Source organism: Aquicoccus sp., from assembly GCF_041686535.1.
Classification (GTDB): Bacteria; Pseudomonadota; Alphaproteobacteria; order Rhodobacterales; family Rhodobacteraceae; genus Aquicoccus.
Window position 1 is genome coordinate 1 of record NZ_JAWLDS010000086.1, and the last position, 12,666, is coordinate 12,666.

A 12,666-nucleotide genomic window follows, 5' to 3' on the forward strand; every position below is an offset into this window, starting at 1 on the left:
GAATTCGATCACGAGGCCGGTGGAAAACGCTTCACCCCGGTGGTCTATCACCTCAAGGAATGGGTGCAGGGCAATTACACCGTCAAACGCTCGGCCAATGACGACAAGGGTGGCACCATGCGGCTCGGGGCCTATGACGCCGCGCTGACCCCTGGATCGAAGGTGGCACAGGTCTATGGCGCCACCGCGATAGAGGAGCGCCACCGCCACCGCTACGAGGTCGACATCAAGTATCGCGACAAGCTCGAGGAATGCGGGCTGAGTTTTTCGGGCATGTCACCCGACGGGCGCCTGCCCGAGATCGTCGAATGCGCCGATCACCCGTGGTTCATCGGCGTGCAGTTCCATCCCGAGTTGAAATCCAAGCCCTTTGCCCCGCATCCGCTTTTCGCCGATTTCGTGCGCGCCGCGGTGGAAAGCTCGCGGCTGGTCTGACCCGCGGCCCGATCAGAAATTCATCAGTGGTTTGACCAGGGCACCGAGGTCGGGGAACCTGGCCTCCTCGCAAACGGGCCGGTCGGCATGTCTGGATTTGACTTCCGGCGCAGGATTGAGCAGCGGCTCTATGAGCTCTTCCTCGAACACCCACCGCCCGCGTCGATTGTCGATCACGTCCTCCTGCTGGTAATACATCCAGTTGCGCAGCGTCTTTTGCTGGGTGCAGGGAACATGGGTCACGTTTGGCAGGTAGAACCCGGCGTTCACGCGCTGCGCCATTGCATCGAGCAGACGGCATATCCCGTGATACTGCGCCGGCACGTCACTGCGCGGCAGGTAGTTGAACCGCATCGGGTCGGCATTGAAAAAACTCGTGATCGCCGCGCAAAGCGTTATGCCACGTTGCGCACTCGCCCAACCCAGCACCGTTTCGGGGTAAAGCGACCAGTCATATTCGCACAGGATCTGGTTCAACTCCTCGGGCCAGGCCCGTCGCACCGCGGCCAGTTGTTCGCGTTCGCTCGAGTTGGTCCAGTCGATTGCGGCAAAGGCTGCCATTTCGCGTTTTCCCGGTTATCATGCCTCGCATGTTCCAAACTGCCCGCGTAAATGGCCAAAACTGGGATACAAATGTGACCGGATTGCGGTTTTCGGCGACTTTTGCCCTCTGCATCTGCTCCCTCACCATCTGGGGGGGCGCACCGGGCGCGGCACAAGAATTGGTGCCGACACCCTACAACGTTCTTGCGGAGGAACTTGACGCACGCATCACCTTCGAACAGGTGCCCCGCAGGCCCGAACCGGGCTGGCAGTTCGATGCCCCGATCCGCGACGGGCGCGCCTGGCTGGGTGAGCGTTTCGCGGGCCAGTCCGTCGTCACCATCCATGGCCGCCAGGGCGCAAGGTTCGACGGGGTGCGGGGCCAGCCCTCGGCCCAGCTCGGCCTGTCGGCGGGCGAACCCGGCCGGAACCTCTCGGTGGCCTTTCATCGCGGGCTGGGCTCCAACGCGCTCTTCGCGCTGGGGCCGGACGGCTTCGATGCCATTTCGGGGCGTGGCGAAGGCGCGGTTGCGGTGCTCTTCGACGATGACCAATATGCCTTCGGCCTCGTGATCCACACCGCCTATCCAGACCCGCTGGGGCATGACGCGGTCCGGCGCGGGGTTGTGGAACTGCGATTCTACGACCGCGCCGCGCGGCTTCTGGGCCGCTATCTCCACCACCCGGAACGCGGCCGATCGACGCTCGGCCTCGTCCGGGCCGAGCATCGTCGCGACATCGCCGGTGTGCTGATCCTCAACACCGATCCGGGCGGCATCGCCATCGACGACATCCTCTATGCTCACCCGATCCCGCTTGGCTGATACCATCCGGGACAACCGCCCCCTTGACCGCACCCGCCACACGGCGCAGCATCGCCGCCAGACACCCGGCGCCCATCCCAAACGAGGAGAGACACATATGCCCAAAGGATACTGGATCGGCCGCGTCGACGTGGACGATCCCGATGCCTACATGAACTATGTCGCGGCCAACGCCAAACCCTTTGCCGAATACGGCGCGCGCTTCCTCGTGCGCGGCGGGCGGTTCGAGAACCCCGAAGGCAGCGCCCGCACCCGCAACGTTGTGATCGAGTTTCCCTCCTACCAGGCCGCGCTCGACTGCTACCATTCCGAGAGCTATCAGGCTGCCAAGGCGCTGCGCGATCCGGTCTCGACAGGAGACATCATCATCATCGAAGGCTATGACGGAGAGTGACATGCCCATCGTCCAGCGCATCCTCTCGGCCTTTTCCGCCCCGAAACCACGCCCCTTGCCGGAACCCGACGCGCGGCTCGCGCTGGGTGCGCTGATGGTGCGGGTGGCGAAATCCGACGCGGCCTACCGCGTCGAGGAGATCGCCCGCATCGACCGTATCCTGGCCGCCGCCAACGGGCTCAACCCGGTCGAGGCCGCGCAGATGCGCGCCGATTGCGAGAAACTCGAACGCGCCGCCCCGGGCACAGGCACCTTTGCCGCCTTGATCCGCGACACGGTGGCCCACGAAGGGCGGCTCGACACGCTGCGCGCGCTCTGGCAGGTCACGCTCGCCGACGGGGTGGAGCACGCCGAAGAACGCGACGTGATCGAAACCACGCGCATCGCCCTTGGCCTCACCGCCGAAGATAACGACGCCGCACACACCGCGGCACAGATGACCCCGAAATAGGATCCCATGTTCGCCGAATTCCTGCGCCGCCTGACCGCACCCGCCCCCGAACCCCTGGGGGACGCCGATTCCCGGCTTGCCCTCGCCGCGCTCATGGTGCGGGTCGCGCGCAGCGATCACGACTACGCACAGGTCGAGATCGACCGTATCGACCGCATCCTCGTGACCCGCTATGGCCTGTCGCCTTTCGAGGCCACCGCCCTTCGGCAAGAGGCCGAGATCCTCGAATCCGAGGCCCCCGACACGGTGCGCTTTACCCGCGCCATCAAGGAGGCGGTACCGCACGAGGATCGGTTCGGCGTGCTCACCGCGCTGTGGCAGGTGGTGCTGGCCGATGGCAGCCGGGACATGCACGAGGACACGCTTTTGCGCATGGTGGCCAACCTGCTCGGGATCAGTGACCGAGAAAGCGCCCGCGCACGGCAAGAGGCGGGGGGATGATCGCCGCACTGCCGATGTATGACCGGCCCGAGACTACCCCCGCCAATGACCGCCTCTGGCAGGCGATCCGCGCCCGGCTGGGCTTTGGCCCGGATCATCTCACCCGCGATCGCGATCTCTGGCAGATCTGGCAATCCCCCGACCTCCTGCTGGCGCAGACCTGCGGCTATCCCTACCGCGCGCGGCTCCACGACCACGTCACGCTGGTCGGCACACCCGATTACGGCCTGCCCGATTGTCCGCCGGGGCATTACTGCTCGGTCATGGTGGCCCGCGCCGACGACCCGCGCCGGGCGCTGGGCGATTTCGGCGGCGCGCCCTTCGCCTATAACGAGGCGCTGTCGCAATCCGGCTGGGCCGCGCCCGTCACCCACATGGCCACGCATGGCCTGTCCTTCGGCCCCTTGCTCGAAACCGGCGCCCATCGCGCCTCGGCCCTCGCGGTGGCCCAGGGGCGCGCCGATCTCGCCGCGATCGACGCGGTTGCATGGGCGATGATCCAGCGCCACGACCGCTTCGCGCCCGAGCTGCGCGAGATCGCCCGCACGCCCCCCACGCCGGGCCTGCCACTCATCACCGCGCGCGGCCGCGATCCCGCGCCGCTCTTGGCCGCGGTCGCAGAGGCCATCGCCGACCTCTCGCCTGCGGATCGCCACACGCTTGCCTTGCAGGGGGTCGTCGAAATTCCATCCTCGGCCTATCTTGCCCAGCCGATACCGCCGTTACCGCGCGCTTGACCTGCTCCGAATCGAAGCGATTGCCGATCGAATCGCAGCTTTACGCCCGGTAAGGCTCGCATTGAACGTTGCATCCTTGCGGATTTTCCGCCCTAGTGAGGTCCAGCAAGAAAACCGGGAACCAGACAGACCAACCGTGCCACAGGACGACACGACCACCACACCCGTCATCGAGATTCGCAACCTGCACAAGGCTTACGGCGCGCTCGAAGTGATCAAGGGTGTCGACATCACCGCCCGGCGCGGCGACGTGATCTCGCTCATCGGCTCATCCGGGTCGGGCAAATCGACGATCCTGCGCTGTATCAACCTGCTCGAAGACAGCCAGCAGGGCGACATCCTGTTCCAGGGTGAGCCGGTCAAATGGCGGGGCGAAGGGCTGAACCGTCACCCCGCCGATCCCAGGCAGGTGCTGCGCATCCGCACCAACCTGTCGATGGTGTTCCAGCAATTCAACCTCTGGTCCCACATGACCATCCTGCAGAACGTGATGGAAGCGCCCGTGACCGTGCTGGGCCGCGACAGGACCGAAGCCGAAGCGGCGGCGCGCGCCTATCTCGACAAGGTCGGCATCGGCGACAAATGCGACGCATGGCCAGCGCAGCTTTCGGGTGGCCAGCAACAGCGCGCCGCCATCGCCCGGGCGCTTGCCATGGAACCCGCCGCGCTTCTCTTCGACGAGCCCACCTCGGCGCTCGACCCCGAGCTCGAGCAGGAGGTCGTCAGGGTCATCAAGGATCTCGCCGCCGAGGGCCGCACCATGATGATCGTCACCCATGACATGAAAATGGCCCATGATGTCTCGGATCACGTGATCTTCCTGCACGAAGGCCGCATCGAAGAGGAAGGCTCGCCCAAAGACCTGTTCGGCAGCACGAAATCCGAGCGCCTGCGCGGCTTTCTCTCCTCCACGGTGCACGCATGACCGGGCGCCGCGCCTTCCTTGCCGGGCTCACCGCCCTGCCCATCGCCACCGCCCTGCGCGCGGCCGACGACAGCCCCCGGGACGTGATCCGCATCGCCACCGAAGGCGCATTTCCGCCCTACAACACGCTCGATGCGCAAGGCAATCCCAAGGGGTTCGAGATCGACCTCGCCTCCGAGATCTGCGACCGCCTCGGCATACATGCCGAATGGGTGCTCAATGACTGGACCAGCATGATCCCCGATCTTCTGGCCGGTCACTACGACGCGATCATGGCCGGCATGGCGATCACGCCCCTGCGTGCCCGACGCATCGCCTTCAGCCGCGAGTATTTTCCACAGGCCGGGCCGGCATCGGGCATGTTCGTCAGCACCCATAGCTTCCAATCCACCGCGGGCGCATTGATCGCGGTGCAGGAGGACACGATTCACCATGATTACCTCGTCGCCGGCGGGCTGATGACCCAGAGCCACCCGACAGCGACCGCAGCCCTGAAGGCGGTGACCGACGGGCAAGCCGACATGATGTTCGGCAGCCCCGATTTTCTTGAAAACCACGTCCACAACAGCAACCGCATGTTGACCATCCTCGGACGCGAGGAGATCGCGGCAGGCGGCCCCGCCATCGGCTTTCATCCCGATAACCCGGCGCTCCGCGACCGTTTCGACGCCGCCCTCTCGACACTCGATGCCAACGGAACACTCGACCGGCTCAACGATAAATGGTTCAAACCATCAAGGGACGCCTGATACGATCCCGGCTTCGACACTCAACCGACAACCAAAGGGAGACCACCATGAGACAACTGATCCTGACCACCGCCGCACTGGCCCTTTCGACCGGCTTTGCCATGGCCGACACCGTGCGCCTCGGCACCGAGGGCGCCTATCCTCCGTTCAACTTTCTCAACGATGACGGTGAAGTCGACGGGTTCGAGCGCGAACTGGGCGACGAGCTCTGCGCGCGTGCCGAACTGACCTGCGAATGGGTCACCAACGACTGGGATTCGATCATTCCCAACCTCGTGTCGGGCAACTACGACGCGATCATCGCGGGCATGTCGATCACCGACGAACGCGAAGAGGTGATCGATTTCACCCAGAACTACACCCAGCCCGATCCCTCGGCCTACATGGTGCTGGCCGGCAACGAGGGGCTCGACGTGACAGGCGCCGTGATCGCCGCCCAGACCAACACGATCCAGGCCGCCTTCGTGGCCGATATGGGCGCACAACTGGTGGAATTCGCCACGCCCGACGAAACCATTTCCGCCGTGCGGTCCGGCGAGGCCGACGCGGTTCTGGCCGACAAGAGCTATCTTGCCCCCATCGCCGAGGAAAACGCCGACCTGTCCCTTCTCGACCGCGATGAACTGATCGGCGGCGGCATCGGCATGGGCCTGCGCGAAAGCGATGAAGAGTTGCGCGAGACATTCGACGCCGCGATCCAGTCGATGAAGGATGACGGCAGCCTCAACGCGCTGATCGAGAAATGGGACGTCGGCGAAACCTTCTGAACCGCTGGCCGGGCGGGACAACCCCCGCCCGGCCCCGCAAGGGCCCGCGATGTTCTCCTATTGCACCGACCCCGATACGCTCTCCGGTCTGACCTGGCTGTCGTGCTACCTCACCACGGGCAAGCACATGGCGCTCTACGGGTCCTTCGGCACGGTGTTGCTGCTCCTGGCGATCACCGCCCCCACGGCGCTGGCGCTTGGCTTTGTCGGGGCCTCGGCGGCGCGCTCGCACATCGCGCCGCTCTCGTGGCTGGGAAAATTCTACATCGCCATCGTCCGCGGAGTGCCCGACATCGCGTTCTTCCTGTTCTTCGTGATCGCCCTCGATCAGGGGATCGAATACCTCCGGCACAAGCTGAGATGCCCTGACTGGTCCGAACCGATCCGGCAGGGCAATGATTTCGTGGTCTGCTCAGCCGCCAAGATGCCACTCTCCTCGGCGCCGCAATGGCTGCACGAGGTCTATGGGTTCGGGCTGGCGGTGGTGACCTTTGCCATCGTCTTCGGCGCCTTTGCCGCCAATGTGCTCTTCGGCGCGATGCGCGCGGTGCCCCGCGCCCAGATCGAGACCGCCGAAGCCTATGGCATGTCCCGGCGGCAGGCGTTCTGGCGGGTGCTGGTGCCGCAGATGTGGATCTATGCCCTGCCCGGTCTCAGCAACCTCTGGATGGTCCTGATCAAGGCCACGCCGCTTCTTTTCCTGCTCGGGGTCGAGGATATCGTCTACTGGGCGCGCGAGCTCGGCGGCGCCAAGACCGCGCGTTTCACCAGTTACCCGCATCCCGACTGGCGGATGTGGTATTTTCTTGCGCTGCTGGTCTTTTATCTCGCGTTCACAAGGGTTTCGGAAGTGGCGCTCGAACGGTTGACCCGGCGGCTCAGCCGCGGACAGGCGACCGCCGCGGGCGAGGCGCTCAGAAAGGCCGCGACGACATGAGCTGCTGGCAGACCATCCAGGATTACGGGCTGCGCTCGCTGGGCTACGGCGAACGGCTCTTGCCGCGCTCGGATTTCACGCTGTGCCAGCAATTCACCCTGATCGGATCGGGGCTCTTGTGGAACATCTATTTCGCGGTGCTGGCCCTGCTGGCGGGGTTCGTACTCGCCAACGCGCTGGCCGTGGCCAAGGGGGCGAGGACCCCGATCCTGCGCAAGCCCGCCGAATGGTTCATCTTCGTCTTCCGCGGCTCGCCGCTCTTCATCCAGTTCTTCTTCGGCTATTTCCTGTTTCTCTCGCTCAAGGGGGTCTCGCCCGTCTTCACCCCCTTCACCTCGGCCGCGCTCGGTGCGCTGGTGGTGCTCTTTTTCAACACCTCCGCCTATTCGGCCGAGATCTTCCATGGCGCGCTGCGGTCGGTGCCCAAGGGCGATCTCGAAGCCGCCGATGCCTATGGTTTTTCCGGCTTGGCCCGGTTCCGCCGGATCGTCTGGCCCACCGCGATGCGGCTCGCCTGGCCTGCCTATACCAACGAGGCGATCTTTCTCTTCCACGCCACCGTGCTGGTGTTCTTCTCGGGTTTTCCCGCCTGGCAACAGAAGGGCGACGCGCTCTATTATGCCAGCTATTTCGCTGACAAGACCTTCAACCCCTTCATCCCCTACCCGATCCTCGCAGGCTATTTCATCCTGCTGACGCTTCTAATCATCGGGATCTTCGGCCTGATCAACCGCCACCTCAACCGGCACCTGCCCCAGGACGCACGCCAGCGCCTGCGCTTTCGCCCCAACCTGATCCGCTGATAGCCAGGCGTGATCCGAATGCGCGCCTGCGGCGCAAGACGATTCTGGACTGCAGGGGGCTTTGCCCCCTCTGGCTTCGCCATTCACCCCCAGAGTATTTCCCGCCAAGAAAGAGACGCCACCCGGTTCTTTCTTGGCCAAAATACTCGTGATCCGGCCATGCAGGCGCGCGTTCGCCACATCATGCTGACCACAGATGCGCGCGCGACTATCCTCCCGCCTTGGCTTTCTCGATCGCGGGCAGGATGGTCTCGTTCAGCACCCGCTGCGTGATCGGCCCGGCAAAGCGCAGGGTCACGTTGCCATTGGCGTCGATGATGAAGGTCTCGGGCGCGCCATAGACGCCCCAATCCATCTTGGTGCGGGAGGTCTTGGCCTCGCCCAGGTGCGAGAACGGGTTGCCGTCCCGTTCGAGATAGGCCAGCGCGCGATCCGTGGTGTCGTCGAAATTGATCCCGTGCAGCGGCACATCGAGATTGTCGCGCATCCACAGAAGCGTGGGATGCTCGGCCCGGCAGGCCACGCACCAGGTACCCCAGAAATTGACCAGCTTCACCCCCGGCGCGTTGAGCACCTCGTCGGTCAGAAGCGGCGTCTCGCCCAGTTGCGCCAGTTCGACCGGTGGCACCGGCTTGCCGACCCGCTGCGAGGGCAGCTCGTCGGGATTGTCGCGCAACATGCCGAAATAGAAAAGCGCCGCCAGCGCCGCGAAGACAAGCGGCGGGGCCATCATCATCGGGCTAACCCTGGCCATGGTGTTTCCTCCGGGTTTCGATATCGTCAAGCTGCGCCTTCACCTTGCGGGACCGGCGGACCGAGAGCACGACCAGCGCCACGATCAGCAAGATCGACACCGCGTAGGACGATAGCACGGCTTCGGCATATTTTCCCAGGTCCGGCATCATCCCAACCGCTCCCGCGCCAGCAGGGCGCGCATTCGCCGCGCTCGGATCTCGGTATTGGTGCGGATTATCACCAGCGCGATGAACAGAAGAACAAAGCCCGCGATCGACACCAGCGCGGGATACCAGAAGACATCGGCCACGTTCTCCTGCTTGTCGAGGCTCAGCGATGCACCCTGGTGCAGCCCCTGGTTCCAGAAATTCACCGCATAGCGGCTCAGGATCGCGAAAACCGACCCGACAAGGCACAGGACCGCGGTCAGGTCCGCGGCGGTGTCGTCATCCTCGATCGCCTCCCAGAGCGCGATATAGCCCAGATAGAACAGGAACAGGATCAGGAACGAGGTAAGCCGCGGATCCCAGGCCCACCAGGTGCCCCACATCGGCTGTCCCCAGATCGCGCCGGTCGCCAGCGCGATCACTGTCATCACCGCGCCGATCGGGGCGGCGGCGCGCGCGGCCAGCGCGCTCACATGGTGGCGCCGCACGATCCACACCAGCGAGGTGATCAGCATCATCACCCAGATATTGATCGCCATCATCGCGCTCGGCACGTGGATGTAGAAGATCTTGACGGTCGATCCCTGGCGGAAATCATCGGGCGTGAAGAAGAACCCCCAGACAAGCCCCGTCACAAGGCAAACCACCGCCGCAACCGCGAAATAGGGCAGTACCCGCTCGGTCGTGCGCATGAATTTCAATGGGTTGGCATATTCCCACAGCGCGTTGAGGTTCATCTCGGGCCCATCTTCGGTTGCATCTCCTGCTGCCTTTTTCCAGCCGCCGCGGCCGCTCGCCTTGATCTGCCTTAAATCACCGCGATTTTCCAGCCTGATCGGTTCACAAATCCATCACCTTTTGCCGCAGGTCAGCGCAGGTTAACCCTGAGCACCGCCGCGCTGGCGAAGGGCAGGAGCGCGATCACCCCCGCACTGATCCCTGCCAGCATCAGCATCGGCGTGGTCGGATCGGCCCCTTCCGCACCGCGCCGCGCCATCTCGGCCCCGAAAATCAGCGTCGGCACGTAAAGCGGCAGCACCAGCAGGCTCAAGAGCAACCCGCCGCGCTTGAGCCCCACGGTCAGTGCCGCGCCGAAAGTGCCGATCACCGAAAGCGCCGGCGTGCCCAGCAGAAGCGACAGGACAAGCGGGCCGTAGCCCGCCCCCGGCAGGCTCATCAGCACCCCGAAGAGCGGGCTGGCGATCACCAGCGGCAGCCCGGTCGTGATCCAGTGCGCCAGCGCCTTCATGGTCACGATCCCCTCCAGCGGCAGCGGCGAGGTCGCCAACAGGTCGAGACTGCCATCCTCCCAGTCGAGCGCGAGGATCCGGTCGAGCGACAAGAGACAGGCCAGAAGTGCCCCAAGCCACAGGATGCCCGGTGCGATCCGCGCCAGCAGCCCGGTCTCTGGGCCCACGCCGAAGGGCACCAGCGTCACCACGATGAGGAAGAACGCAAGGCCGAGGCCAAAGCCGCCCCCCGCCCGCATCGCCAGCCGCAGGTCGCGAATGAGAAGGGCGCTCACAGGAACACCTCGTCGAAATGATCGTCCTTTGCGGCGCGCGTCCGGAACCCGCCGACATCGAGAACCGCCGCCTCGGCCAGGCCAAGGTCGATATGCGTGGCCATGAGCGCCATGCCACCGCCCGCCAGATGTGCCCGCACCGCGCGCACGAACATCGCCACCGCATCCACGTCGAGCGATACCGTGGGCTCGTCGAGCACCCAGACCGGCCGCCCCGTCACCAGCAGCCGCGCCAGCCCCAGCCGCCGTTTCTGCCCCGCCGAGAGCGCCCCCGCCGGGCGGGCGCGCAAATCGCGCAGCGCGAACCCGTCCAGTGCCGCGTCTGTCTCCCCGGTGCCAAAGACCGCGGCCCAGAACGCAAGGTTTTCCTCGACCGTCAGCGTCGCCTTGAGCCCGTCGGCATGGGCGGCATAGGTCATCGCCTCGCGATCGAGGCTGATCCGCCCGGCCATTGGCGGCTGAAGCCCGGCGACGGTGCGCAGGAGCGTCGTCTTGCCGATCCCGTTCGGTCCGCGCAGGATCAGGGCTTGCCCGGCCTCCAGCCGGAACTCCAGCCCCTCGAGCACCGGGATGCCGCCACGCGCAACGGAAAGATCGCTTACTTCGAGTTCCATGGCCTCGCCTTAGCGCAGTCCGCGCGCCAACAGAACCGCTTTTCGTCGCGACATACCGCCGTCAAACCGGAAGGGCCGCGAGCGCGACGCGGCGGCCCTCGGCGGCCAGCACGTTCCATGTCCGGCAGGCCGCCGGCGTGTTCATGACCTCCGCGCCGATCCCCGCCGCCTCGATCTCGGCACGCAGGCCCGCGTCGATATGCGCAATCTCGGTCCCGGTACCGAACAGGATCACGTCGATCTCTCCCACCAGCGCCATGATGCGCGCCCGGTCCCGCAACCCCTCGAGTGGCTCCACCCCCGAAGCGGTCAGCAGAACCGCCCCCTCATAGACCTGGCCGCCAATGCGGAAAAACCCCTGCCCATAGCCGTCAATCGGCTGCACATCCCCGAAATCGACCTGTGTAAATCTCATCACGTCCCTCCGATGACCGACCAGAGCCCCGACAGCGCCGAGGCGGCGATGATCCCGTAGGCCACCGCGCGATAGAGCCTTTCATGGCCGGGCCGGAAAATCCACCAGCCCAGGCCGTTGCCCAGAAGATAGGGCAGCGCCGCCATCAGGCCAAGCGTCAGCGGCAGGCCCCACAACCGCCCGAGCACGGCGAAACTCACCAGGACAAGGATGTCGAACCCATAGAGATAGGCCGTGGCGTTGGCCCGGATCACCTGCGCCGGGTGCGGGCTTGCCATGTAAAGCAGGATCACCGGCGGACCCGGTATACCCACCGCCCCGCCGAGGAATCCCCCCACGCCTCCGGTGGCATAGATCAAGGGCGGCCGGAGCGTGCCACGATAACGCAGCCCGCCGACAAGCAGCACCAGAAGCCCCAGGCTCAGCACCGAAACCACGACCCGGAACACCACCGGATCGACCCAGAACAGCACCGCAAGCCCGGCCGGCAGCGCCACCATCGTTCCGGCGAAAAGCCGCATGAGATCGCGCGGATGACCCTCGCGCAGCGCCCGCGGGATGATCGGCAAGGGGCCGATCGCATCCATGACCACAAGGATGATGATCGCCCAGACCGGCTCGACCACCCGCGTGGCCACCGGCAGAAAGATCATCGCGGTGCCGAAACCGGCGAATCCGCGCACGATCCCGGCCACGAAGGCCGCGGCGAACACCCAGCCGATGCCCCCGATGGCGAGGGCCTCGGCTATGATTTCAGGCATCTATTTTGGCGTATTGCGTGCCCGCGTTTCCATCGGGCTTGGACCAGTCGCGCTTCACCCCCAGCCGAAGCAGGATGACGCTGGCCACGAAGATCGAGCTGTAGGTGCCCACGATCACGCCCCAGATCATGGCAAAGACAAAGCCCCGGATCACGTCACCGCCCAGCACGAAAAGCGAGATCAGCGCCAGAAGCGTGGTGAGCGAGGTCATAACCGTCCGGCTCAACGTCTCGTTGATCGAGATGTTGAGCACCTCCTTGAACGGCATCTGCTTGTATTTGCGCAGGTTTTCACGCACCCGGTCGAACACCACCACGGTATCGTTGAGCGAATAGCCCACGATTGTCAGGAGTGCGGCGATGATCGCCAGGTCGAACTTGATCTGCAATTCGCTGAAAATCCCGATGGTCAGCACCACGTCGTGCACCAGCGCGGCCACCGCC

Annotated in this window: 20 protein-coding genes; 11 read left to right on the forward strand and 9 right to left on the reverse strand. The window is 65.1% G+C overall.

The genetic code is table 11. The annotated features are described in order from the left end of the window. On the forward strand, window positions 1-435 hold a 435-nt coding region (locus ACESL9_RS14325), incomplete at its 5' end, for a glutamine amidotransferase-related protein (RefSeq protein WP_411269470.1). A gap of 12 nt (window positions 436-447) precedes the next feature. On the opposite strand, the gene ACESL9_RS14330 is transcribed toward ACESL9_RS14325, so the two are convergent. Continuing rightward, window positions 448-996, reverse strand: coding sequence for a hypothetical protein (locus tag ACESL9_RS14330; protein ID WP_372675040.1), 549 nt, complete (start codon window positions 994-996; stop codon window positions 448-450). Between the two features lie 164 nt (window positions 997-1,160). Here ACESL9_RS14330 and ACESL9_RS14335 point away from each other — a divergent pair, with 164 nt between their 5' ends. From ACESL9_RS14335 to ACESL9_RS14380, 10 genes are all read left to right on the forward strand, one after another. Further along, window positions 1,161-1,802 carry a hypothetical protein gene (locus tag ACESL9_RS14335; protein WP_372675041.1) on the forward strand — a complete coding sequence of 214 codons (642 nt, stop codon included), beginning with the start codon at window positions 1,161-1,163 and terminating at the stop codon, window positions 1,800-1,802. A gap of 97 nt (window positions 1,803-1,899) precedes the next feature. Next, window positions 1,900-2,196 carry a DUF1330 domain-containing protein gene (locus ACESL9_RS14340; protein ID WP_372614334.1) on the forward strand — a complete coding sequence of 99 codons (297 nt, stop codon included), beginning with the start codon at window positions 1,900-1,902 and terminating at the stop codon, window positions 2,194-2,196. A gap of 1 nt (window position 2,197) precedes the next feature. Further along, complete coding sequence (locus tag ACESL9_RS14345) at window positions 2,198-2,647, forward strand: TerB family tellurite resistance protein (protein ID WP_372614332.1); 450 nt, start codon at window positions 2,198-2,200, stop codon at window positions 2,645-2,647. A 6-nt stretch (window positions 2,648-2,653) separates the two neighbouring features. Next, window positions 2,654-3,088, forward strand: a complete 435-nt coding sequence (locus tag ACESL9_RS14350; RefSeq protein WP_372614330.1) for a TerB family tellurite resistance protein — start codon at window positions 2,654-2,656, stop codon at window positions 3,086-3,088. Next, window positions 3,085-3,825, forward strand: a complete 741-nt coding sequence (locus tag ACESL9_RS14355; RefSeq protein ID WP_372614328.1) for a phosphate/phosphite/phosphonate ABC transporter substrate-binding protein — start codon at window positions 3,085-3,087, stop codon at window positions 3,823-3,825. Before ACESL9_RS14350 ends, ACESL9_RS14355 begins: the two co-directional genes overlap by 4 nt. 136 nt (window positions 3,826-3,961) lie before the next feature. Beyond that, a complete protein-coding gene (locus ACESL9_RS14360) occupies window positions 3,962-4,750 on the forward strand; it encodes an ABC transporter ATP-binding protein (RefSeq protein WP_372614326.1) in 789 nt (262 codons plus the stop codon). After that, a complete protein-coding gene (locus ACESL9_RS14365) occupies window positions 4,747-5,499 on the forward strand; it encodes a transporter substrate-binding domain-containing protein (RefSeq protein WP_372614324.1) in 753 nt (250 codons plus the stop codon). The genes ACESL9_RS14360 and ACESL9_RS14365 overlap by 4 nt, the downstream gene beginning before the upstream one ends. 47 nt (window positions 5,500-5,546) lie before the next feature. Beyond that, window positions 5,547-6,266: a transporter substrate-binding domain-containing protein gene (locus ACESL9_RS14370; RefSeq protein WP_372614322.1), complete on the forward strand. Its 720-nt coding sequence runs from the start codon at window positions 5,547-5,549 to the stop codon at window positions 6,264-6,266. A 49-nt stretch (window positions 6,267-6,315) separates the two neighbouring features. Then, window positions 6,316-7,203, forward strand: coding sequence for an ABC transporter permease (locus tag ACESL9_RS14375; protein ID WP_372614320.1), 888 nt, complete (start codon window positions 6,316-6,318; stop codon window positions 7,201-7,203). Beyond that, window positions 7,200-8,006 (forward strand): ABC transporter permease, encoded by an 807-nt coding sequence (locus ACESL9_RS14380; RefSeq protein WP_372614318.1) that lies wholly within the window; start codon window positions 7,200-7,202, stop codon window positions 8,004-8,006. The genes ACESL9_RS14375 and ACESL9_RS14380 overlap by 4 nt, the downstream gene beginning before the upstream one ends. Before the next feature lie 208 nt (window positions 8,007-8,214). Here ACESL9_RS14380 and ACESL9_RS14385 read toward each other — a convergent pair whose 3' ends face one another. The 8 genes from ACESL9_RS14385 to secF form a co-directional block, all read right to left on the reverse strand. Then, a complete protein-coding gene (locus ACESL9_RS14385; protein WP_372614316.1) occupies window positions 8,215-8,760 on the reverse strand; it encodes a DsbE family thiol:disulfide interchange protein in 546 nt (181 codons plus the stop codon). Beyond that, entirely contained in the window at window positions 8,747-8,911 is a 165-nt protein-coding gene (gene ccmD / locus ACESL9_RS14390; protein WP_372614314.1) for a heme exporter protein CcmD, read from the reverse strand. Before ccmD ends, ACESL9_RS14385 begins: the two co-directional genes overlap by 14 nt. Beyond that, a complete protein-coding gene (locus ACESL9_RS14395; protein WP_372614312.1) occupies window positions 8,908-9,645 on the reverse strand; it encodes a heme ABC transporter permease in 738 nt (245 codons plus the stop codon). Before ACESL9_RS14395 ends, ccmD begins: the two co-directional genes overlap by 4 nt. A gap of 131 nt (window positions 9,646-9,776) precedes the next feature. Then, window positions 9,777-10,433 (reverse strand): heme exporter protein CcmB, encoded by a 657-nt coding sequence (gene ccmB, locus ACESL9_RS14400; RefSeq protein WP_372614310.1) that lies wholly within the window; start codon window positions 10,431-10,433, stop codon window positions 9,777-9,779. Further along, window positions 10,430-11,047, reverse strand: a complete 618-nt coding sequence (gene ccmA, locus ACESL9_RS14405) for a heme ABC exporter ATP-binding protein CcmA (RefSeq protein ID WP_372614308.1) — start codon at window positions 11,045-11,047, stop codon at window positions 10,430-10,432. Before ccmA ends, ccmB begins: the two co-directional genes overlap by 4 nt. 61 nt (window positions 11,048-11,108) lie before the next feature. Beyond that, window positions 11,109-11,462, reverse strand: coding sequence for an Mth938-like domain-containing protein (locus ACESL9_RS14410; RefSeq protein WP_372614306.1), 354 nt, complete (start codon window positions 11,460-11,462; stop codon window positions 11,109-11,111). Then, window positions 11,462-12,223, reverse strand: coding sequence for a TSUP family transporter (locus ACESL9_RS14415; RefSeq protein WP_372614304.1), 762 nt, complete (start codon window positions 12,221-12,223; stop codon window positions 11,462-11,464). Before ACESL9_RS14415 ends, ACESL9_RS14410 begins: the two co-directional genes overlap by 1 nt. Further along, window positions 12,216-12,666 (reverse strand): protein translocase subunit SecF (gene secF / locus ACESL9_RS14420; RefSeq protein WP_372675042.1); only part of this gene is annotated, 451 nt, incomplete at its 5' end. The genes secF and ACESL9_RS14415, both read right to left, overlap by 8 nt.